The organism is Terriglobus aquaticus, assembly GCF_025685415.1.
Classification (GTDB): domain Bacteria; phylum Acidobacteriota; class Terriglobia; order Terriglobales; family Acidobacteriaceae; genus Terriglobus; species Terriglobus aquaticus.
Map to the genome: position 1 here is coordinate 3,518,050 of NZ_JAGSYB010000001.1, position 21,736 is coordinate 3,539,785.

The following is a 21,736-nucleotide window of genomic DNA, read 5'->3' on the forward strand; positions in this document are numbered from 1 at the left end:
TCTAGCGTGTCCCTTTGTTTTCAGCGGGAGCGTTGCCCAGGTGCAGTTCGCGGCTAAGGATGCCCATGTCTTTGTCGCCGCGGCCGGAGAGGTTGACCATGATGTTCTGGTCCTTGCTCATCTGCGGTGCCAGCTTCATCGCGTAGGCGACGGCGTGGGCGGATTCGAGTGCGGGCAGGATACCTTCGGTGCGGGCGAGCGCCTTGGTGGCTTCGAGTGCCTCGTCGTCGGTAGCGCTGGTGTACTCGGCGCGTCCGGTGTCGTGCAGGTTGGCGTGCTCGGGGCCGACAGAGGCGTAGTCGAGGCCGGCGGAGACGGAGTGCGTCGAAGCGATCTGGCCCGCGTTGTCCTGCAGCACATAGCTGTAGGTACCCTGCAGAACTCCCGGCAGGCCGCCGCTGAAGCGCGCGGCGTGGTCGCCCAGCGCGGGGCCGCGGCCACCTGCTTCCACGCCGATAAGGCGCACATTCTCGTCGGGGATGAACTCGTAAAACGCGCCGATGGCGTTCGATCCACCACCCACACAGGCGACGACGGCGTCGGGGTTGCGGCCCACCTGCTCGGCGAACTGGCGCTTGGCTTCCTTGCTGATTACGCGATGGAAGTCGCGCACCATGGTCGGGTAGGGGTGCGATCCGAGTGCCGAGCCCAGGATGTAGAACGTGGTGCGGACGTTGGTGACCCAGTCGCGCATGGCCTCGTTGATCGCGTCCTTCAGCGTGGCGGATCCCGCGCCAACGCCGCGCACATCGGCACCGAGGAGGCGCATGCGGTAGACGTTCAGCTCCTGTCGGCGCATGTCTTCCTCGCCCATGTAGATGACGCATTCCAGGCCGAACAGAGCGCACACGGTGGCGGTGGCCACGCCGTGCTGGCCCGCGCCCGTTTCCGCGATGATGCGCTGCTTGCCCATGCGGCGCGCCAGCAGGGCCTGGCCTAGCGCGTTATTGATCTTGTGCGCGCCGGTGTGCAGCAGGTCTTCGCGCTTCAGCCAGATCTTCGCTCCGCCAAGCTGCTCGCTCATCCGCTTCGCGTAATACAGCGGCGTGGGGCGGCCCACGTAATGGGTGAGCAGGTCATTCAGCTCGGCGTGGAACTTCGCGTCCGCCTGCACCTCCACGTAGGCCTGCTCCAATTCGAGCAGCGCGGCCATCAACGTTTCGGGAACGTAGCGGCCTCCGTAGGCGCCAAAGCGCCCGGTGCCTAACGACCGCGTGACTTCCGAGGCGGGTTCAAGAAGGTCGAGTGTCGGCATGGTGAAGAAAGCTCCTGAAACACAAAGCGCGACCTTGTGGGGTCGCGGTGCGGGTGAAACCTGATCTCGGGTGAGGCTGTTCGGTGCTGCCTCAGAGTGAGAGCGTGTTCGCCGGCGCCGCTACTGAAACCAGTAGCGGTAGGTAAAGCGCCAGAAGTACGAAACACGTGCCATGTGGGAACAGCGTACCGCACTTTCTCTGCAATGGGAAGCAAACCTGCGCCAAGCGACGCCATCCATTGTTCACGAATCGTTCGCCGGAGCCCATCCCCAGGGTGCAGCCGGGCGAACAGGAGACAGGACATGGATCGGAAACGTATTTCGGCAACGGTGGCATTGGCCGCCGTTCTGTTATCGCCGCTGGGGGCCTTTGGGCAGGCGATGTCGCACGCGCGGGCCAAGCGGCTGCAGGAGGCGCATGATCGCCGCCACCATCACAAGGCCAAAATCGTGGGCAGTTCCGTTGCGGGCGGCGCGGTAACCGGCGCCCTGGTGGGCGGGCCGGTGGGTGCCGTGGTCGGCGCAGGCGTGGGTGCGGGTGGTGGCATCATCGCCAACAAAATCCGCAAGCATCATGGCATCAAGCACAAGATGCGTCACGGCTACTAAGATATTCGCCGTGGAAGTGGCCGAGTGTTCCCGGTCGCTTCAGGGTTATTTAACAAGGCAGGGTCTGCTGGAGCCAATGGCTGCAGCGGGGAACGACAGGAGCGGAATATGCAGATGAAGAAAGTTGTTTCGACGGCACTTTTTGCAGCGGTCATGGCTGCTCCCGTGGCAGCGATGGCGCAGACACAGGAAGACCACGACGTCGCCAAGGCGCAGGTTGAGGCCAAGGACAAGCATCACCACAACAAGGCCAAGATCGTGGGCGGATCGGCAGCGGGCGGCGCGGCAGTTGGGGCCGTGGCGGGTGGACCGGTAGGTGCTGTTGTTGGCGCGGGCGTGGGTGCAACCGGCGGTGTCGTTGCGAACAAGATTCGCAAGCACCACTCCATCAAAAAGCAGGAGAAAGAGAACGCTGGAGTTCCGCAGTAAAGCGCCGCTTGCGACGCGAATGAAGAAGAGCCGGGCATAACGCCCGGCTCTCTCTGATTGCGGTGGCTTAGCGAGCCAGCCAGCCGCCATCCACGTTCAGCACGGCGCCGGTGATGTAGTTGCTGGCGGGTGAGGCAAGGAACACGGCAGCGGCGGCCAGATCTTCCGGCTCGCCCCAGCGGCCGGTTGGGATGCGTTCGAGAATTTGGCGGTTGCGGGTCTCATCGGCCTGCAGCGCACTGGTGTTTTCCGTGCGCATGTAGCCGGGCGCGATGGCGTTTACCTGTACCCCGCGAGGTGCCCATTCGTTGGCCAGCGCCTTGGTCAATTGCGCAACGCCACCTTTGCTGGCGGCGTAGGCCGGCACGCGAATGCCGCCCTGAAAGCTGAGTAGCGAGGCGATGTTGATGATCTTGCCCACGCCGCGCTCGATCATGGCCTTGCCCGCAAGCTGCGACAGTTGGAAGACGCTGGTCAGGTTCACTTGCAGCACGGTCGCCCAGTCGTCCAGGGGGAACTCGACCGCTTCGTGGCGCGTGATCATGCCGGCGTTGTTGACCAGGATGTCGATCTGTCCCAGCGCCTCGACCGCGTGATCGACCAGCACCTGTGCGGATGCGGTGTGCGACAAGTCGGCCGAGAAGGCGAACGCCTGGCCGCCGGCGCTGTTGATGGTGTCTGCGGTTTCCTTGGCGGCGCGGCGGTTGCCGTGGCAGGCGACAGCGGCTCCAGCCTCGGCCAGAGCGATCGCGATCGCCGCACCCAGGCCTGTCGCGGAGCCAGTGACCAGCGCCTTCTTGCCGGTGAGTTGAAACTTCTGCAGGATGCTGTGGGCCGGTGCGGATGCGGTTGCGTCGCTCATGCTGGCAAGGGTAGCTGCCGCCCGCAGTGTGTCGCAAATGGATCGTGTTGCGAAGTAAGCGGGCCGTGCTTTGGAATGCGCAGGTTGACGGTCGTGCAATCCGCTTCGTATCGTTGGCGCAACTTCGATTATTGCGAGCTCCGAACCAATGCTGCAACGCCGCCTGCTGTCCCGTTCCGCCGCTCTGTTGTGCTCGGCCATGCTGCTGACGCCGATCGCTGTTTCAGCGCAGGAAAAGCCGATGCCCTTTGACAGCATCAAGGCTGCGGCCGGCGACGAGGACCCAGGCGACACCACGATGGCGAAGTTGTCGCCGGCGATGAAGTCTGCGGACATCCGCGCGGCGATAAAGAAGGTTGCGGATTGGCAGGCGGGGCATTCGCAGGCCAAGTTCAACCAGGACTGGACGTACGCTCCGCTGTACCTGGGCCTACTCGCCGCCTCAAAGACGACCGGCGATGCGAAGTATCACGACGCCGTCCTGCAGGCCTCGGAGAAGTTCCAGTGGAAGCTGTGGGCGACGCGGCAGTTTCATGCCGATGATGAGGCGATCGGGCAGGCTTACGAGGCGCTGTATGTGGAGAAGAAGGACCCGGTTCGCATCGCGGATACGAAGGCGACCTTCGACCGTCTGCTGCAGCGCCCCGACGATCCGCAGAAGGACTTGTGGTGGTGGTGCGATGCGCTGTTTATGGCGCCCGCGGGCATGGCGCGCATGAGCGCGATCACCGGCAACCGCGCCTACCTGGACAAGATGGACCACGAGTGGAACCTGACCACCGAGCACCTGTACGACAAGGGCGAACACCTCTACTTCCGCGACAACAGTTACATCGGCAAAACGGAAAAGAACGGGCAGAAGATCTTCTGGGGGCGCGGCAACGGCTGGGTGCTGGGCGGCTTGGCGAACACGATTACCGCAATGGATAAGAACGACCCACTGCGGCCCAAGTACGTTGCGCTGTTTCGCGAGATGAGCGAGCGCGTCGCAGGTCTGCAGCAGCCGGACGGCTTGTGGCACAGCGGCCTGCTGGACCAGCAGGCATACGCGCTGCCGGAGATCAGCGGATCGGCGTTCTTCACCTATGCGTTTGCGTGGGGCGTGAACCAGGGCATCCTGGATCGCGCAAAGTACGCCCCGGTCGTCGAGAAGGCCTGGGCGGGCATGCTGCAGCATGTGTATGCGGACGGTCGATTGGGATGCATTCAGCCGATCGGCGCAGCTCCGGGAGCCTTCGGTCCGACGTCAAGCTACGTGTACGGCGTTGGGGCATTTCTGCTGGCCGGGGCTGAGTTGGATCGCATGGCGGCTCACGGTGGTGCAGCCGCGAAGCACGGTAAGTAAGCACCGATGACGACTCGGCGCGGCTTCCTGGTGCGAGGTGCGGGCGCGGCGATGGCGGCTTCGCTGCCGGTTACAGGTGCTGCGGCCAGTGCTGTGGCTTTGCAACGCAAAGCGGAGGCGAACGAACGCGAGCAGTGGCTGAGCTGGGTGGAGCGCCTGAGCGAGCCGGTGCTGTTGGCGCTGAGCGAGCGAAGGCTGCGCGCGACCATGCCAGTGGAGGCGAAGCCGGGATTGCAGGAGCAGCGCGCAATCGGGACGCACCTGGAGGCGCTTGGCCGGCTGCTGATGGGCCTGGCTCCATGGCTCGAACTGGAGCCAGGGCAGGGCGAGTCGGCCCGTGAGACGAAGCTGCGTGAGCGCTATCGCGGCTACGCTCGCGCAGCAATTGCGTCCGCGGTCGACCCGCAATCGCCGGACTACATGCGCTGGAGCGATTCGGCCCAGACTGTGGTCGATGCGAGCTTCCTGGCACTGGCGCTGCTGCGCGCACCAAAGCAATTGCTCGACACCATGGATGCGGGAACGCGCTCGGGCATGATCGCAGCGATGGTGAAGGAGCGCCGCATCCTGACCGGGCTGAACAATTGGGTGCTGTTCGCCGCGATGGACGAGGCGCTGCTGTTTCGCCTCGGCGCGGAGTGGGACCGCATGCGCGTGGCGTATGCATTGAACGAGCTGCAGAGCTGGTACGTGGGCGACGGCATGTACGGCGACGGCCCGCATTTTCACGCGGACAACTATAACAGCTACGTGATGCAGCCGTACCTGCTGATGCTGATGCAGGTGCTCGGCGAGCAGGAGAAGCCGTGGGCCGCACTGCGCGAGAGCATCACTGCGCGAGCGACGCGCTACGCGGCCATTCAGGAACGCATGATCGCTCCCGATGGGACGTTCCCTGTGCTGGGTCGCTCGATCACGTATCGCGCGGGTGCGTTCCACCTGCTGGCCGATGCGTCGCTGCGCGGCATGCTGCCTCAGCACATGTCTCCCGCGCAGGTGCGCGGTGCGCTCACCGCGGTACAACAGCGAACGCTGGACGTGCCGGGAACGTTCGATGTGAAGGGATGGCTTCAGATCGGGCTGGCGGGCCATCAGCCCGATCTGGGTGAGCCGTACATTTCGACCGGCAGCTTGTATCTGTGTTCGGCGGCGTGGCTGCCGCTGGGCTTACCGCCGTCGCACACCTTCTGGGCAGCGCCAGCGGAGCCGTGGACGCAGAAGAAGGTGTGGGCAGGCGCGAATGCGCCTGCCGATCACGCAATTGCCGATTAGCTACTGCTGCGGCGTGAAGCCCTGCGGAGCTTGCGCATAACCTTGCTGCTGCGGTGCCGCAACGGCGGCCGTACCGCGATGCGTTCCCGCCTTCAGGCCGGCAAGAATCTGCTGCAGAAAATCATTCGCCGCGCCGGGGTTGTTGGGCAGAAACAGCGTATTCGTGCCGCTGCGGATGCCGATGTCCTTGAGGGTGTCGAAGTACTGCGTCAGCAGCACCAGCGCCATGACGTCTTCGGCGGTCGCGCCTGGAACGGCTTCGCGGAAGTGCTCGATGGAACTGCGCAGGCCGTCGATGATGGCCTGGCGTTCAGCCGCGATGCCCTTACCCTGCAGGGCTTTCGACTCGGCTTCGGCCTCGGCCTGCTTCACCTTGAGGATTTTGTCCGCTTCGCCGCGTGCCTGCGCCGCAACCTGCGAGCGCTGCGCCGCGTTGATGTCGTTCATCGCGGTCTTCACCTTCACATCGGGAACAATGTCGGTGACCAGGGCGGTGAGGATGTTGAAGCCGAAGTCATGCATCGTCTGATCCAGCTCGGTCTTCACGGCGATGCTGATGCCGGCCATCTGTTCGAACGTCTCGTCCAGCGTCAGCTTGGGAACGTGGCCTAGCAGCGAGTTAAAGACGAAGCTTTCGATCTGCTTTTGAGGGCGCGACAGGCGGTAGAAGGCGTCGAAGATTTTGTCGTCGAGCACCTGGTACTGCACGCTGACGGGGATCTGCACGAAGACGTTGTCGCGGGTCTTGGTTTCCACGCTGAATTGCGCCTGCTGCACCTGCAGATCGACAAAGAAGACGCGCTCGCCGTACGGGATGAGGAAGTGCAGGCCGGGCCGCACGATGCGATTGAACTTGCCGAAGCGTTCGACGACCCCCGCCTGCGACGTGCGCACGGTGTACAGCGTCTTCAGCAGCGTCACGATGAGAATGATGGCAAGGATGACAAGAAAGGCGGTAAACACTGGAGCTAACTCCATGGCGAGGACCTCCTGGGACCCTCACCTTCAACGATAGTCCTCCGCCGACACGCTTCCTAGTGGATTCGTGAGCTGCTGGGTGCGCTATCGACGGGAGCGTACCGACAGCCGCACTTTGTCGATCCCCATCGCCCTTCCAGTGACATCTCACCTGTGCAGGGGCAGTGCGATGCGGCTTGGCTTGATCCGGTGGATGTTCGATCGGGAACAGGGCGTGGGCGACCGCTTGATTGCGCGCTGGCTGTTCCTGCGAGCGCTGGGCGTCATCTATTTCGCCGCGTTTCTCGCTCTGGTCTTCCAGGCTCGCGGTCTCATCGGAACGGCCGGCATCCTGCCTGCGCAGGCTTACCTGCAAAGCCTGCATGGTGCGGGCGTGCTGCGCTTCTGGTACGCGCCCTCGCTGCTGTGGATCAGCAGCGGCAACGGCATGCTGATGGCCCTCATATGGCTCGGCCTTGCTGCGTCGCTGCTGCTGGTGTGCAACGTCGCACCGCGCTCCATGCTGCTCGTCTGCTTCGTGTGCTTCCTGTCGTTTGTCGGCGTGTCGCAGGACTTCGGTGCTTACCAGTCTGACGGCATGCTGCTGGAGGCGGGCCTCCTGAGCCTGTTCGTAGCGCCGTCGGGCCTCTTGCCGGGATTGGGAGCGCGCTCGCTTCCATCGCGCGCCGCGGTATTCCTACTGCTCTGGGAGTGGTTCCGCATCTACTTCGAATCGGGCGTGGTCAAAATTCAAAGTGGCGACCCCACCTGGCGCAACCTGACCGCGATGTATGAGTACTACCAGAACGGCCCGCTGCCCACGTGGGTCGGCTGGTACCTGCAGCACTTACCGCACTGGTTTCACATCGGCACGGCGGGACTCACGCTGGTCATGGAGTTCGCCCTGGTGTGGATGGCGTTTCTGCCTCGGCCGTTCCGCATTGCCTGCTTCGTGATCGTCACTGTGTGGCAGGCCGGCGTCATCGCCACGGCGAACTATGCGTTTCTCAACTACCTGGTCCTCGTGCTGGCGGTGTTTCTGCTGGACGATGCTCTGCTGCGGCGTTGGGTACCGGCGCGCTTCCGCACCGGTCTTCCTTCAGCGGAGAGCGATGCCCGGCTGCGCGACGAGAGCGCAACGCAGCAATCACACCAAGCGCATCCGCTGGGCCTGCGGCGCGGAGCCGCCGTACTTGGCACGGCGGTCGTGCTTACGTGGGTCGGGTACAACACCACGGCGCAGTTGATCCGCATGCTCTTGCCGGACGTGCCGTTACCGCAGGCACCCATCGCTGCACTGGAGCCGTTTCGCGTCGCCAACAGCTACGGTCTCTTCGCGAACATGACCCCGCACCGCTACGAGATTGAGTTCCAGGGCTCGAACGACGGCACTACCTGGCAGTCCTATGAGTTCCGCTTCAAGCCGCAGGAGGTGAACGCGCGGCCACCCATCTACGCGCCCTACCAGCCACGCTTCGACTGGAACCTTTGGTTCGCGTCGCTGTCTACCTGGCAGCAGGAGCCCATCGTTCCGCTAACCGAGGAGCGTTTGCTCGATGGCGACCGCGACGTGCTCTCACTTTTCCGCAGCAGCCCGTTCTCACCGCGGCAGCCGCCCCGGTACGTGCGCGCTGTCATCTGGCAGTACTGGTTTAGCACGCCCGTGCAGAAGCGGCTAACAGACGTCTGGTGGACGCGCGCGCTGCTAGGCACGTATGCTCCGACAATTACAAAAACTCAGGGCGGCCGCTACGCCGCCGTGGACGCCCCCACATGGACCGGCGCGGTCGAGGATCGACCCGTGCCGTAGCGGCCGTGTGCGGTGTTGTGTCAGAGCGCACTCCTGCTCCTTGGGCCAGCGTCCGGGGCAGCGTTTGAGAGCCTCCGAAAAAAATTGCGAACCGAGCAATCCGAAGTCTCACCCCGTCCGTTGTAGCTAGAAAGCAGTACAACTTCTGAGGGACCCTGATGACTCGATCGCATCGTTTCGGTGTAGCCGCATTGTCGATGGCGGCTACTTTGCTGGGCAGTTCTGTTTTTGCGCAAACCCTTACCGCCTGGGCCCCCACGGCAACGCAGGCATTGCCACTCTCCACACTTGTATCCGCAACCGACCTGGGACCCTTGCCGGTTTCCACGCCGGTGACGGTACGTCTTGGCCTCGCCGTTCAGAACAAGGCTGCACTGCTGAGTCTGGTCAAGGCGCAGAGCGATCCGAAGAGCGCCAGCTACGGCAAGTTCCTCACGCCGGCGCAGTTCGCCACCAGTTTCGGTGCACCCGCAGCGCAGGTTTCGGCCGTCGTGCAATACCTGCAGTCGGCCGGCTTCGGCAACATTAAGGTCGAGCCGAACAACCTGATCGTCTCCGCCGACGGTACTGCTGCCCAGGCGTCCGCGGCGTTCAACACACCGCTGGAGAAGATCAGCCAGTTCGGCAAACAGGTCTATGTCAACACGTCTGCAGCGCAGGTCCCTGCTTCGTTGGGCGGCATTGTCACCGCGGTATTGGGCCTGAACACGGCAGGCCAGATGAAGCCGAATCTCGCACTGCCTTCTACCCCTCTGCCGCAGTATGCGGTGTCGTACACGCCCAAGCAGTTTCAGCACCTCTACTCGGCTGACTACGTTGCGCCCGCGAACAACGCGACCATCGCGATCATGGCGGAGGGCGATATGACCGGTGTTCTGTCTGATCTGCGCCTTGCGGAAGCGTCGTTCGGTCTGCCGCAGGTTCCGGTAGAAGTTGTGCAGGTGGGACTCGCTAGCCCCGATGTTTCCGGCGCCGACGAGTGGGACATGGACACGCAGTACTCGACCGGCATGGCTGGCAATGTCAGCAAGTTGTACCTCTACGCAACGACGTCGCTGTCGGACTCGGACCTGGCTCTGGAGTTCTCGCGCTGGGCAACGGACAACAAGGCCAAGGCGGCAAGTGCGTCGCTGGGTGAATGCGAGGCATTCCCGTATCTGGACGGCTCCATGCTGGTCGACGACATGATCTTCCTGGAAGCCGCGGCGCAGGGTCAGACCTTCTTCGCTTCCTCGGGCGACACGGGTTCGTTCTGCTCAGTGGGGACGCCGAATGGTGTGCCGGCCGGCGCTCCGCTGGTGGAGTATCCCGCGGCTAGCCCCTACGTTGTAGGCGTGGGCGGAACCACGTTGCTGGCCAACCAGAATGGCAATTACAACCAGGAGATCACCTGGTACGCGGGTGGCGGTGGCCTGTCGCAGTTTGAAGGCGCAACCTTCTGGCAAAAGGCGGCCAGCCCGGTTCTGGCACAGTCCAACACGCGTTCCGTTCCAGACATTGCGCTCGATGCAGACCCCTACACTGGCGCTTCGGTCTACGTGAACGGCGCTGCCGAAGGCGTGGGCGGAACCAGTCTGTCGTCTCCGTTGGCACTCGGTATCTGGGCGCGTGCCGTGTCCAGCAATCCCAACCTCGGCTTCGCTCCCATCCGCTTGTACAGCCTGTATGACGGAACGGGTGTTACGGGTGCCTATCCCTATGGTGGCTTCCACGACATCACCGTCGGCAGCAACGGCTTGTACACCGCTCTGCCCGGCTTTGATTTCACCACCGGCCTTGGCAGCGTGATCGTCGATCAGCTCACGCTGGCGCTGTCTCGCTAGCTGGCGAAGCTACGCCGCGGTTGTCGGGGGATCGCCGCGGCGTCGTTTCGTTGACTTGCTTCACTGAAGTTACTGGACTTACCTCAGGAGTTGCAGCATGCGTCTTTTTGCTCTCGCGGCGGCAGTTACTCTGTCGCTGATTCCGTCGCTCGCCTCGGCGTCGACGATCTACAACTACACCGGTCAGGCTTATTCGTCTGCGACCACGCCCTACACCACTTCGGAGTTCGTGACGGGCAGCTTCACCGTGGACACGCCCCTGGCCGCAAACCTGACGAACGGAACGGTAACGCCGGTATCGTTCAGCTTCAACGATGGCGTGCAGACCATCACCGACCAGACCGCCTTTAGTTCTTCGTTCGGGGATCTATCAACCGATGCCAACGGCAACATCATCGGTTACTACATCCAGATCTATAACCTCGCCCAGGGCTTCATCAAGCTGAGCAACGTGGGTGGCGGCCTGTCCGGCGACACGGTTCGGCTAACGGTCGCAACGTCCGGCAGCAACACGGTCGCCGGTGCGTTCCAACCCATAGCAGCCAGCGCAGCCGCAACACCGGAGCCGTCCGGCTTTGTTCTGCTGGGCACCAGCGCTCTGGGACTTGTGGGTCTCGTCCGACGGCGTTTGGTGTAAGCGCGCCAGCATCACGTTCGCGCAAGGGCCTGGCCAAGGGTGGCCAGGCCCCTTTTTCGTCGCGGCAGTATCCTCAAGAGGATGTCTGGTCACCCGTATCCGCAGACTGATCGCGAACTGCTCCGCCGCATGGAGCGCGGTGGCGGCCGCGCTACCTACAAGCAGCTCGTGCGCGAGCTTGGCATCGGCGGCGGCCGCGAGCGCCGGCTGCTGCTGGAACAGCTCGCCAAGATGACCGCGCGTGGCGCCCTGGTGAAGGTGGACCGCGAACAGTGGGCTGTGCCGCGGGCAGACGACAGGGAACAGGGCGGAGGCAGCAGGCCAGGTGGCGGCAACTTCGGCGCGGCTGCGTTTGCGCCGGGCCGCTCCGGCGGGCGTCGCGGCTTTGCGGCAGAGATGGCGGCGCGCGTGCGCGGCCGGCAGCGGGCTTCGGCTGGCCACCGCGACGACCTGATGGCGGGCCGACTCTCGCTCCATCGCGACGGCTTCGGCTTTGTGCGGCCCAACGGCGCTGAAGGCCAGGACAGCGACATCTTCATCCCGCCGCATGATCTGAACAGTGCCATGCAGGGCGACCAGGTGCTGGTGGATGCCGGACCTCCCACGCGTGAGGGGCGCCGGGCCGGCCGCGTGGTCCGTGTGCTCACGCGCCGCAATCCGACCGTGGTCGGCATCTTCCATGCCTCGGGAGCGCGCGGTCGCTCGTCCGACTTCTTCGAAGGCAGCGATCCACGCTCGCGTGGTGCTTACGTTGTTCCGTTCGACACGCGGGTGGCGCGCGTCGTGCTCATCCCTGACGAACACGATCTGCCCGCCGCTGCCATTACGCCGCACCGCACGCTGGGCGAAGAGGCGATGAAGCAGGAGCATCGCTGGGATGGCACGGCTGAAAATCTGACCGGTCTCGCTGTCGATGTCGAGATCACGCAATTCCCCACCGAGCATTCGCCCGCGCGCGGCCGCGTGATCGAGGTTCTGGGCGATCCCAATGGGTTTGGCGTCGACGTGGAGATCGTCATCCGCAAGCATCACCTGCCCCACGTCTTTCCGGCGGAGGTGCTGGCCGAAGCGCAGGAGGCCGCGCAGTGGAACGTGGCCGCTTTGCTGGAAGAGCAGGGATCTGGCAGCACGGAACAGGGCACAGAGGCCGCAGGCCGACGCGACTTCCGCGACGAGCCGATTGTGACCATCGACGGCGAGACTGCAAAGGACTTCGACGACGCCGTTCTGGTTCGCGCGTTGGACGACGGCACGTTTGAATTGCAGGTACACATCGCCGACGTCGCCGAGTATGTCGCGGATGGCACCGCACTGGATTTGGAAGCGCGCCTGCGCGGCAACAGCGTCTACTTCCCGGATCGCGCAATCCCGATGCTGCCGCAGGAACTGAGCAACGGCGAGTGTTCGCTGCGTCCCGATGAGGACCGGCTGGTGCTCAGTTGCGTCGCCCAGATCGATTCCCAGGGCAACGTGCTCGGCTATGAAGTGTGCGAGGGCATGATCCGTTCGGCTCGCCGCATGACTTACACGAAGGTGCAAAAGATCCTGGACGGCGACGCCGAGCTGCGCGAAGAGTACGCGCCCTTTGTCGCCGACTTCGAGCTGATGCTCGACTTGGCAAAGCGGCTGAACGGCAAGCGCGTTCGCCGGGGCTCTATTGACTTCGATCTGCCGGAGCCGGTGATCGAGTTCGACGAGCGTGGAGCGATGCGGGGCGTCGTGCGCAGCGAGCGCGCATGGGCCAATCGCCTGATCGAAGAGTTCATGCTCTGCGCCAACGAGTGCGTAGCCCGCTGGGTTGAGGCGCAGGGCGTCCCCGGTATGTACCGCATTCACGAGCAGCCCGACGCGAAGAAGATTGTCGAGTTCGAAGATCAGGCGGCGGAGTTCGGCTACACGCTCGGCGTGGGGCCGCTGCCGGTGCAGGTTGTGAAAACCAAGGGCGACAAGCGCGAGGCACATCGCCGCAACGAGCGCGACCGGGATCGCGGCCGCTCGGCGCATCGTGAGGCGCGAGGCCACCAGGTTGTTGGCGCAATCGATGTATCGCCGAAGCTGTACCAGCGGCTGACGGAGAAGATCGCGGGCAAGCCGGAAGAACGCATTCTCAGCTACCTGATGCTTCGATCGCTCAAGCAGGCGAAGTACTCGGCCGACAACGAGGGCCACTTTGCGCTAGCCGCGCCCAGCTACACGCACTTCACCTCGCCCATTCGCCGCTACCCCGATCTTGTGGTGCATCGCGTGGTGAAGACGCTGCTGCGCGAAGGCGCTTCGCCCATCGGTGAGGCCGAGGAGACCGCCTCGCAAAGCGCGCGCAACCTCGTCGCCAGGGAGCGATCGCACGGCCGCTCGTATACCCGCAACAACCAGGAGTACGCACCGCCCTACGCGCACGATGAGATCGCGGCCATCGCTCAGGAGTGCAGCGAAACCGAGCGCCGCGCCGCCGACGCCGAACGCGAACTCATCGAACTTAAGAAGCTGCAGTTCATGGCAGACCGCGTCGGCGAAGAGTTCGACGCCATCGTGCTCAGCGTGACCAAGTACGGCTTCTTCGTGGAGCTCAACGATCTCTTTGTCGAAGGCCTGGTGCCCATCTACACGCTGCAAGGTGACCACTTCACTTATCGCGAGACGCAGCGCGAGATCAAGGGTGGTGCGACCGGTTTTGTCTACCGGCCCGGCATGCGGGTCCGCGTCCTGCTGGACCGCATCGACCGCGAAAACCGCCGCCTGCAGTTCGCGGTCGTAGATGATGAGGCCGAGCCTTCGGTAAAGCCGGATCAGCCCGCGAATAGATCTTCCGAAGCGCCTGCCGGGACCAAGAAGTTCGTATCCAAGAAGGGCAAAGCCTCTGCGAAACAGGTCGGCGCGGCTGCGCGCGATACGGGTGCCTCGGCCAGGCGTCCGGGCGGCAAGTCGAGCAAGTCCGCCCTGCCCTCGTGGGTGCCGGAGGAAATCGCACATCCGCGGAAGAAGTCCAACAAGCAGCGCTCTGCAGAAGCGAAGCAGAAGAAGCGAAAAAAGCGGTAAGCGAGCGCGGTTCCAGTCGTCCGATCAAGCTTCGGAACGTCGCGCCGTCACCTGCAGATATTCGTTCGGCACAAGCATGTGGTGCTCGGGGTTCGGCGCGGTGTTTGCGCCAGACCACAGTTGGATCAGGTCGGCCGCAAAGGCCTCCTGCCGCGCTGCGTCCAACCGCTGAAAGGCGGCCTGCGTCGGTCCGAAGTAGCGCCGGAAGTGCTCCACGGTTTCGGCCGCGCTCATCGGCATGTCAAACATCAGCCCGATCCGCTCTGTCCGGATGTCGCAGAAACGCCCGTCCAGCCGCTGGTGCACGGTGATCGGATCGCCCCACAGCACTGGCGGCGGCAGCGGCACACCGTCCGGTCCTGGCGGTGGCGGAGCGTGCCTGGAGCCCACGGCGAACATGTGGCCGGCGAAACCACCGGGCGTCCAGTTCGCCATCGCCAGCGTTCCACCCGGTCGCAACACGCGCGCCAACTCCGCCGCGACACGCTCCGGGCGCGGCGCGAACATGGCACCGAACATCGTAACCACCGCGTCAAAGCTCGCGTCCGGGTAGGGCAATGCCTCGGCGTCGCCCTCGTCAAACTGGACTGTGAGACCCTCTGAAACCGCTCTCTGACGCGCCTGCTCCAGCAGGTTGGGGGCGATGTCCACGCCGGTGACGATGGCGCCTGCCCGAGCGATGGGCAGAGCAAGGTTGCCGGTACCGGTGGCCACGTCCAGCACGCGGGCTCCCGCTGGGAATGCAAGCCGCTGTGCGAATGCGATGGCATCGTTCTCGACGGTGTGCGCGATCACACCGAAGTCGCCTGCCATCCACGCGGCGCGCATGCCTGCTTTAATCTTCTCGAACCCTGTGTCTTGCTTAGGATCTGACGCGACCATGTATCGTCCCCTTTTTGACTGCGGACAGAATCAGCCGCGGTTCAGAGGACGTCAAGCAAAACTTGCTTCCGAATCTTCTGTCAACAGTTACGCTGCCACTGCGTCGCGCCGCTCCAGGCGAGCTGCGATCAGCACCGCCAGCAGCACTACGGTCGTCACAGCCGCGCTCGCATAACTCAGCCGGCCGTAGCCGAATCCGCGCGTCAGCACCAGGCCGCCCAGACTGGCGCCCAACGCATTGCCCAGGTTGAACGCGCCCTGATTGAGCGTGCTCGGCAGATTGGGCGCGCCTTTCGCTTGTTCCACGATGCGCGCCTGCAGCGGTGCTCCAGCGGCGAAGTTCACCATCCCGAAGGCGCACACAGCAATCACGCTGGGCACCACGCTCCGCACGGCAAACGGCAGTGTTAGAAAGATCGCCAGCAGCGTTCCATATCCAATCCACAGAGCCGGGATCTGCCGCCAATCGCTCAGCCGCGCGCCGACCAAGTTGCCGATTGTGATTGCGACTCCGAAGATCACCAGCACCTTGGTCACCGCATGTGGCGTCAATCCCGTCACGTTTTCCAGCAGAGGCGTAATGTACGTCAGGACGCAGAACATCGCCGTGCTCGAAAGAGTGCTCATTGTCAGAACGACTTGCACACCGGGCCGCAGTACCGTGCGGAACTCGCTGCGGAGGTCGATCGTCTCCGGCCACTGCCGCGGCACAAACGCCAGGAGCCCCGCGCCAGCCATAAGCCCGATCGGAATCAGTGCGGCAAACGACATGCGCCACCCGAAGTGCTGACCCAGCGCCGTTCCCGCCGGCACTCCCAGCACATTCGCCAGCGTCAGCCCGGTAAACATGAGCGCAATCGCCTGTGCTCGCTTTTCTGGTGGAACCAGGCCCGCTGCAACGATGCTGCCAATTCCGAAGAACGCACCGTGCGACAGCGCCGTCAGGATGCGCGCCCCCAGCAGCAGGCCGTAGTTCGGTGCCAGCGCGCACAGGGCGTTGCCGACTACAAACATGCCCATCAGGAACACCAGCGCTCGCCGCCGCTCCCAGCGGCTCACCAGCAGCGCGATCCACGGCGATCCCAGGGTTACGCTCAGGGCGTACGCCGTCACCAGCGTTCCCGCCTTTGGAATCGACACGGAAAAGTCCCGTGCCAGGTCCGGCAGCAAGCCCAGGATGATGAACTCGGTCGTGCCGATGCCAAACGCGGCAACCGCCAGCGCCAGCAGCGCGCGATTCTTCAGCATCAGGCGCTTGCGACAGCAGGCAGGATCTCGTCCACATCCACCCACTGTGTCGGGTAATCGCCCGTGTAGCATGCCGTGCAGTAGCGCACTGGCTTCTCATCCCCGATCGTGCAGGCGTGAATCAAGCCGTCCAGCGACAGATACGCCAGCGAGTCCGCTTCGATGAAGCGTGTGATCTCTTCCAGAGAGTTGTTCGCCGCGATCAGGTCGCGCTTGTGCGGGGTGTCCACACCGTAAAAGCACGGCGACACCGTCGGCGGACAACTAATGCGCAGGTGCACTTCTTTCGCGCCCGCTGCGCGCACCATGCGCACGATCTTGCGGCTGGTCGTGCCGCGGATGATCGAATCATCGATGAGCATCACGCGCTTGCCTTCCAGCAATGCGCGAACGGGATTGAGCTTCATGCGCACGCCAAAGTCACGCACGCGCTGCTCCGGCTGAATGAATGTGCGGCCCACGTAGTGGTTGCGGATCAGGCCGAAGTTGAACGGCACGCCGCTCTCCGATGCATAGCCAAGCGCAGCGGTCACACCGCTGTCCGGCACGGGCACGATCAGGTCCACCGGCACCGCGGACTCGCGTGCAAGCTGCCGGCCCATCTCCTCACGGCTCTTCTGCACCCAGCGGCCGAAGATCTTCGAATCAGGCCGCGCGAAGTACACGTGCTCAAACACGCAGCTTGCCTGCTTCGTCTCGCGGTTGAAGTAGCGCGACGTTACGCCGTCTTCACTGACCATGACCAGTTCGCCCGGCTCCACATCACGCTCGTATTTTGCGTGCAGCAGGTCAAAGGCGCACGTCTCGCTGGCAAAGACGAACGTGTCAGGCTTACCGTCTGTACCAGGAATGCGGCCCATCGAAAGTGGGCGGAAGCCATGTGGATCGCGCGCCGCAAAGATGCGGTTGCGCGTCATCATGACGATGGAAAACGCGCCGTCCACTTGCGACAGGGAATCGGCAATGCAATCCACGAGCGTGGTCTCGCTGGAGTGCGCAATCAACTGCACAATGATCTCGGAGTCGCTGGTGGTCTGGAAGATCGCGCCGTCCCGTTCCAGTCGCTCGCGCGCGGTGCCCAGGTTCACCAGGTTGCCGTTGTGCGCAATCGCGATCAGGCCCTTGGTCGATTCCACCTTGATTGGCTGCGCGTTCAGCAGCGCGGAATCACCGGTGGTGGAGTAGCGCGTGTGCCCGATGGCAAGGTTGCCAGGCAGCTTCGCGAGTACGGGGTCGGTGAAGATTTCACTCACCAGGCCCATGCCCTTCAGGTCATGGATGTCTTCGCCATCGGCGGTAGCGATGCCGCCCGACTCCTGGCCGCGATGCTGCAGCGAGTACAGGCCCCAGTAGGTCAGCCGCGCCGCGTCCGGGTGGTTGTAAATGGCCATGACGCCGCACTCTTCGCGCAGCTTGTCAAAGTGGTCGTCGGCCTCGTGCGCCTGCATGTCGAGTGGTTCCATTTCGTCGATCATGCCAGCACCACCTCTGCTTCCAGCGCCTCGTGCAGCGCGCCTTCTGTGATAGCCTTCAACTCCGCCAACGACGCGTCCAGAAAGTGTCCGCCCGGCGTGTTTACTTCCAAGCGGTTGCCGCCGGTTTTGCCAAGCGGGTAGCTCATCAGGCCAGCGTCAGTCACCAGCTTCTCCACCTTGCCGAGATTGTCAGGGGAGCAGGTGACCAGCAGATTGCCGTCTTCCAGGAAAGAATTTGCCAACGCTGCGGCGGGCGGTTCACCCGGGAACTGGATGCGAACGCCGATGCCGTTCGTAAGCGCACACTTCGCAAGCGTTACCGGCAAGCCGCCGCTGCCGATGTCTGCCGCGGAGTGCAGTAGCGATTGCGCTGCCGCTTCCGCCAGAAAGCGGTTCGCGGCGGCTTCGTCGCTCAGATCCAGAGCGCGCAGTTCGCCCCACTCGGCACCAAAGATCACGCGCGCATATTCGGTCATGCCCATGCGCGGCGGAATGGCGAACGGATCGCGCGAGGCTCCGGCTTTTTCCTTCGGAAAGATCAGAAGGATTGAATCGCCGCTGTGCTGAAATCCACTCGGGATGGCCTTGGTCACGTCGTCCAGGATGCCGACGATGCCGAGCACAGGGGTAGGGTAGATGCCCTCGCCCTTGGTCTCGTTGTAGAGCGAGACATTGCCGCCGGTGATGGGTGTGCCGAGCGCGGTGCAGGCTTCCGCAATGCCGTCGATGGCGTTGGAAAGCTGCGCCATGATCTCCGGCTTTTGCGGATTGCCGAAGTTCAGGCAGTTGGTTGCGGAGACCGGCGTGGCGCCGGTGCAGGCCACCTTGCGCGCAGCTTCGGCAACGGCGTGCATCGCGCCCAGCTTGGGGTTCAGGTACGTCCATCGGCCGTTGCCAGCCAACGCCATAGCGATGCCGCGCTCAGGCTTGCCAGTCTGCGGATCACCTGTGCCCTTGATGCGGATGACGCCCGCCTCAGCCTCACCCGGTCCGAACACAGTGTTGGTCTGCACCATGCTGTCGTACTGCTCGTACACGTAGCGCTTGGAGCAGATGTTCGCGGACGCCAGCAGCTTCTTGAGATCCGCGGTGTAGTCGCGCGGCTTCTGCATCTCGGCCAGCACATGCGCGGGAGCCTCCGCGGCAATCGGCGCCTTCCAGGTACCCACGGGACGGTGATAGACCGGAGCGTCATCGGTGAGCGATTCATTGGACAGGTCCGCGACCAGTTCCCCGTGGTGGCGAACGCGCATGCGGTTTTCAGGAATTACGGTACCGACCACCGAAGCGTCGAGGCCCCACTTGTCGAAGACGTCCAGCACTTCCTGCTCGCGGCCGGCGTGGGCCACCAGCAGCATGCGCTCCTGCGATTCAGAGAGCATGATCTCGTAGCTGGTCATGCCGGAGTCGCGCTGCGGCACCAGATCGAGTTCGATCTCGAGACCCACGCCACCGCGCGCGCCCATCTCACAGGTGGAGCAGGTAAGGCCGGCGGCGCCCATATCCTGAATGCCGGCAACCGCACCGGTCTTCATCGCCTCAAGGCAGGCTTCCAGCAGCAGCTTTTCCAGGAACGGGTCGCCCATCTGGACGTTGGGCCGCTTCTGCTCGCTGCCTTCGGTGAATTCTTCGCTGGCCATGGTCGCGCCGTGAATGCCGTCGCGGCCCGTCTTCGCGCCCACGTAAATCACCGGGTTGCCGACGCCGGTGGCCTTGGCATAGAAGATCTCATCGTGGCGCACAAGGCCGAGCGCAAAGGCGTTCAGCAGCGGATTCCCGCTGTAGCAGATCTCAAAACGCGTCTCGCCACCCAGGTTCGGAACGCCGAAGCAATTACCGTAGCCAGCGACGCCATGCACGACGCCTTCCATAACGCTGCGGTTCTTCGCGTAGTCGATGGCGGCAGAGGGAACAGGGCTGAGGGAAGAGGCAACACTCGCCGCGGATGCAGTCGCAGCGTCTGCTTCTTCTGAGGTGTCTTCGGTCGCGCCGTGGAAGGGCTCCGTCGCCTCGACGGACGTCTGAGCTGTTGCCTGAGCCCTATCGCCTGATCCCTGCTTCTCCGGCAGCAGCGGGCCGAAGCGCAAGGAATCCATTACAGCCAGGGGTCGCGCGCCCATGGTGAAGATGTCGCGCAGAATGCCGCCCACGCCGGTTGCGGCGCCCTGGTACGGCTCAATGTAGCTGGGGTGATTGTGCGATTCAATCTTGAACGCGCAGGCCCAGCCGTCGCCCACGTCAATAATGCCAGCGTTCTCGCCCGGACCCTGTACCACCGCTCCGGGGCCGCTGGTGCGATCGCCCTTCGTCGGCAAGCGCTTCAGGTGAACGCGGCTCGACTTGTACGAGCAGTGCTCTGACCACATCACGCTGTAAATACCCAGCTCCGTCAACGACGGGGTGCGGCCGAGCGCGGCGAGGATCTTTGCGTACTCGTCTTCGGTAATGCTGTGGGTTTTCAGCAGCCCGGCAAGCTGTGCGGGCGTTGCCTGAATGGGCCTGGGTACGTCGTGCGGGGCGGACGGTGCAACCGGTGTTCCCGTGACCGCGACCTCCGCCTCGTGGGTGCTGGCTGTGGGCTGGCTCACACAGCTAGTGTCGCACGCTCCTCCTGTGCAATCGGAGTGCTGGCCGGTTCTCCCGGAGGAGTTGCCGGCAGGTAGAGCACAAACTGCGTGCCGGACGCACCCTGCCGCGTGCTGCTGGTGAACTGCATCGTGCCGCCGTGACGCTGCAGGATTTCGGCCGAAATGGAGAGACCCAGCCCGGTGCCACTGGCACCCTTGGTCGTGAAAAACGGCTCAAGGATGCGCGCCTGGTCCGCCTCAGAGATACCCTGGCCGGTGTCGGCGGCAACCACCTGCACGCCGTCCTTGTATTTCTGCACGGACAGGTCCAGCCGGCCTCCCAGCGGCATGGCGTCGATCGCGTTGCCGACCAGGTTGGCAAAGACCTGCCGAATCTCACCGGCGCGGCACGTCACTCGCGGTGCGGCGGGATCCCAGTCCTTGTTGACGACGATGCCCGCCCTCTTCAGCCGTTTGTCAAAAATCACCAGCGCCGATTCAAACAGTTCGGCCAGTGACGTGGAGGTGGGCGCGCCCTGCTGACGGTAGAACTTCAGCGTATGTGCCGTAATTTCGGCAATGCGGGCAAGTTCGTCCTGCGCCATACGAAGGTATTCGCGCTCGGCCTCGCCAACATTGCCGTGCTCGGCCAGATACAGCAGGTTTGTGACGGCTTCCAACGGATTGTTGATTTCGTGAGAGATCGAGGCGGCGATCTTGCCGGCCGCGCTCAGACGTTCCGCACTGCGAGTAGCTTCCTGCGCGGCGAAGCGGGCCTGGTTTGTCGCTTCCAGCAGGCGCACCTTGTCCCGCGAAAAGACCACCAGGAGTCCAACGGTGAAGATAAGCGCATTCCCAACACCAACGCGCCCCAGTTCCGCACCGCTGAACGAGTTCGGACCGACCACGCTGGTTGCGCCTGCAGGCAGCATCATCGCAAACATACCGGTGTAGTGCATGCCGCAAATCGCCAGACCCAGTACCAGCGAAGCGATAGCCTGGCGGCGTGCGCTAAACTCGCCCCGTCCACTGCGGCGGAACAGGTCCAGCGCAACGAACGATGCGCCAAACGCAATCAGCGCAGACAGCAGCACCAGCGGCCGGCTCCACATCTCGGGCTCCGTGAAGCGCAGGGCGCTCATGCCGATGTAGTGCATGCCGCAAATGCCTGCCCCAACCAGCAGGGCTCCGGCCAGCATGTGGTTGCGCTTCGCTCCGGCGCGATGGCGAATAGTAATGCGCACTGCCAGCCATGAAGCGACCACGGCGGCAAGAACCGACAACAGGGTTCGATCCAACGCGTAGTACAGCGGAAAAGGCGGTTTCCACGCCAGCATCCCGACAAAGTGCATGGACCAGATGCCTAGACCGAGCGTGGCACCGCTGATGAAAGTCCAGAGCTCGGGCCGGGTGCTGTAGCGCGTGTGTTCGATCGACTCGAACGCGACGTAGCCCGCGAGCGAGGCGATGACAAACGAGAACAAGACCGTCCACAAATCGAAGTAGCCGGGCAAAGCGAGTTTCTCCGC

Annotated in this window: 16 protein-coding genes; 8 read left to right on the forward strand and 8 right to left on the reverse strand. The window is 63.7% G+C overall.

The genetic code is table 11. The annotated features are described in order from the left end of the window. Nucleotide 1: 1 nt before the first annotated feature. Complete coding sequence (gene trpB / locus OHL12_RS14535) at nucleotides 2-1,255, reverse strand: tryptophan synthase subunit beta (RefSeq protein WP_263414538.1); 1,254 nt, start codon at nucleotides 1,253-1,255, stop codon at nucleotides 2-4. A 303-nt stretch (nucleotides 1,256-1,558) separates the two neighbouring features. On the opposite strand from trpB, the gene OHL12_RS14540 reads away from it, so the two are divergent. Together OHL12_RS14540 and OHL12_RS14545 are read left to right on the forward strand one after the other, a co-directional pair. Continuing rightward, complete coding sequence (locus OHL12_RS14540) at nucleotides 1,559-1,864, forward strand: hypothetical protein (RefSeq protein WP_263414539.1); 306 nt, start codon at nucleotides 1,559-1,561, stop codon at nucleotides 1,862-1,864. A 108-nt stretch (nucleotides 1,865-1,972) separates the two neighbouring features. Beyond that, a complete protein-coding gene (locus OHL12_RS14545; protein ID WP_263414540.1) occupies nucleotides 1,973-2,293 on the forward strand; it encodes a hypothetical protein in 321 nt (106 codons plus the stop codon). 67 nt (nucleotides 2,294-2,360) lie between these two features. Here OHL12_RS14545 and kduD read toward each other — a convergent pair whose 3' ends face one another. Then, on the reverse strand, nucleotides 2,361-3,155 hold the full coding sequence (gene kduD, locus OHL12_RS14550; protein WP_317889825.1) for a 2-dehydro-3-deoxy-D-gluconate 5-dehydrogenase KduD: 795 nt from the start codon (nucleotides 3,153-3,155) through the stop codon (nucleotides 2,361-2,363). Between the two features lie 148 nt (nucleotides 3,156-3,303). On the opposite strand from kduD, the gene OHL12_RS14555 reads away from it, so the two are divergent. Beyond that, nucleotides 3,304-4,500, forward strand: a complete 1,197-nt coding sequence (locus OHL12_RS14555; protein WP_263414541.1) for a glycoside hydrolase family 88/105 protein — start codon at nucleotides 3,304-3,306, stop codon at nucleotides 4,498-4,500. Nucleotides 4,501-4,506: 6 nt separating this feature from the next. Next, on the forward strand, nucleotides 4,507-5,772 hold the full coding sequence (locus OHL12_RS14560) for a DUF2264 domain-containing protein (RefSeq protein WP_263414542.1): 1,266 nt from the start codon (nucleotides 4,507-4,509) through the stop codon (nucleotides 5,770-5,772). Here OHL12_RS14560 and OHL12_RS14565 read toward each other — a convergent pair whose 3' ends face one another. Next, nucleotides 5,773-6,750, reverse strand: coding sequence for an SPFH domain-containing protein (locus OHL12_RS14565; RefSeq protein ID WP_263414543.1), 978 nt, complete (start codon nucleotides 6,748-6,750; stop codon nucleotides 5,773-5,775). A 169-nt stretch (nucleotides 6,751-6,919) separates the two neighbouring features. Between OHL12_RS14565 and OHL12_RS14570 the strand changes: the two genes are divergently transcribed. From OHL12_RS14570 to OHL12_RS14585, 4 genes are all read left to right on the forward strand, one after another. Next, on the forward strand, nucleotides 6,920-8,539 hold the full coding sequence (locus OHL12_RS14570; protein WP_263414544.1) for a lipase maturation factor family protein: 1,620 nt from the start codon (nucleotides 6,920-6,922) through the stop codon (nucleotides 8,537-8,539). 158 nt (nucleotides 8,540-8,697) lie between these two features. After that, nucleotides 8,698-10,362: a S53 family peptidase gene (locus OHL12_RS14575; RefSeq protein ID WP_263414545.1), complete on the forward strand. Its 1,665-nt coding sequence runs from the start codon at nucleotides 8,698-8,700 to the stop codon at nucleotides 10,360-10,362. Between the two features lie 97 nt (nucleotides 10,363-10,459). Beyond that, nucleotides 10,460-10,999, forward strand: coding sequence for a PEP-CTERM sorting domain-containing protein (locus OHL12_RS14580; RefSeq protein ID WP_263414546.1), 540 nt, complete (start codon nucleotides 10,460-10,462; stop codon nucleotides 10,997-10,999). A gap of 81 nt (nucleotides 11,000-11,080) precedes the next feature. After that, a complete protein-coding gene (locus OHL12_RS14585) occupies nucleotides 11,081-14,035 on the forward strand; it encodes a ribonuclease R family protein (RefSeq protein ID WP_263414547.1) in 2,955 nt (984 codons plus the stop codon). Between the two features lie 24 nt (nucleotides 14,036-14,059). Here OHL12_RS14585 and OHL12_RS14590 read toward each other — a convergent pair whose 3' ends face one another. From OHL12_RS14590 to OHL12_RS14610, 5 genes are all read right to left on the reverse strand, one after another. Continuing rightward, nucleotides 14,060-14,863 (reverse strand): class I SAM-dependent methyltransferase, encoded by an 804-nt coding sequence (locus OHL12_RS14590; RefSeq protein ID WP_263414548.1) that lies wholly within the window; start codon nucleotides 14,861-14,863, stop codon nucleotides 14,060-14,062. Between the two features lie 141 nt (nucleotides 14,864-15,004). Next, on the reverse strand, nucleotides 15,005-16,165 hold the full coding sequence (locus OHL12_RS14595) for an MFS transporter (protein WP_263414549.1): 1,161 nt from the start codon (nucleotides 16,163-16,165) through the stop codon (nucleotides 15,005-15,007). Beyond that, on the reverse strand, nucleotides 16,165-17,640 hold the full coding sequence (gene purF, locus OHL12_RS14600; protein WP_263414550.1) for an amidophosphoribosyltransferase: 1,476 nt from the start codon (nucleotides 17,638-17,640) through the stop codon (nucleotides 16,165-16,167). The genes OHL12_RS14595 and purF overlap by 1 nt, the downstream gene beginning before the upstream one ends. Then, nucleotides 17,637-20,228, reverse strand: a complete 2,592-nt coding sequence (gene purL, locus OHL12_RS14605) for a phosphoribosylformylglycinamidine synthase subunit PurL (protein WP_399261864.1) — start codon at nucleotides 20,226-20,228, stop codon at nucleotides 17,637-17,639. Before purL ends, purF begins: the two co-directional genes overlap by 4 nt. Further along, nucleotides 20,225-21,721 (reverse strand): MHYT domain-containing protein, encoded by a 1,497-nt coding sequence (locus tag OHL12_RS14610; protein ID WP_263414551.1) that lies wholly within the window; start codon nucleotides 21,719-21,721, stop codon nucleotides 20,225-20,227. The genes purL and OHL12_RS14610 overlap by 4 nt, the downstream gene beginning before the upstream one ends. Nucleotides 21,722-21,736: the final 15 nt, after the last annotated feature.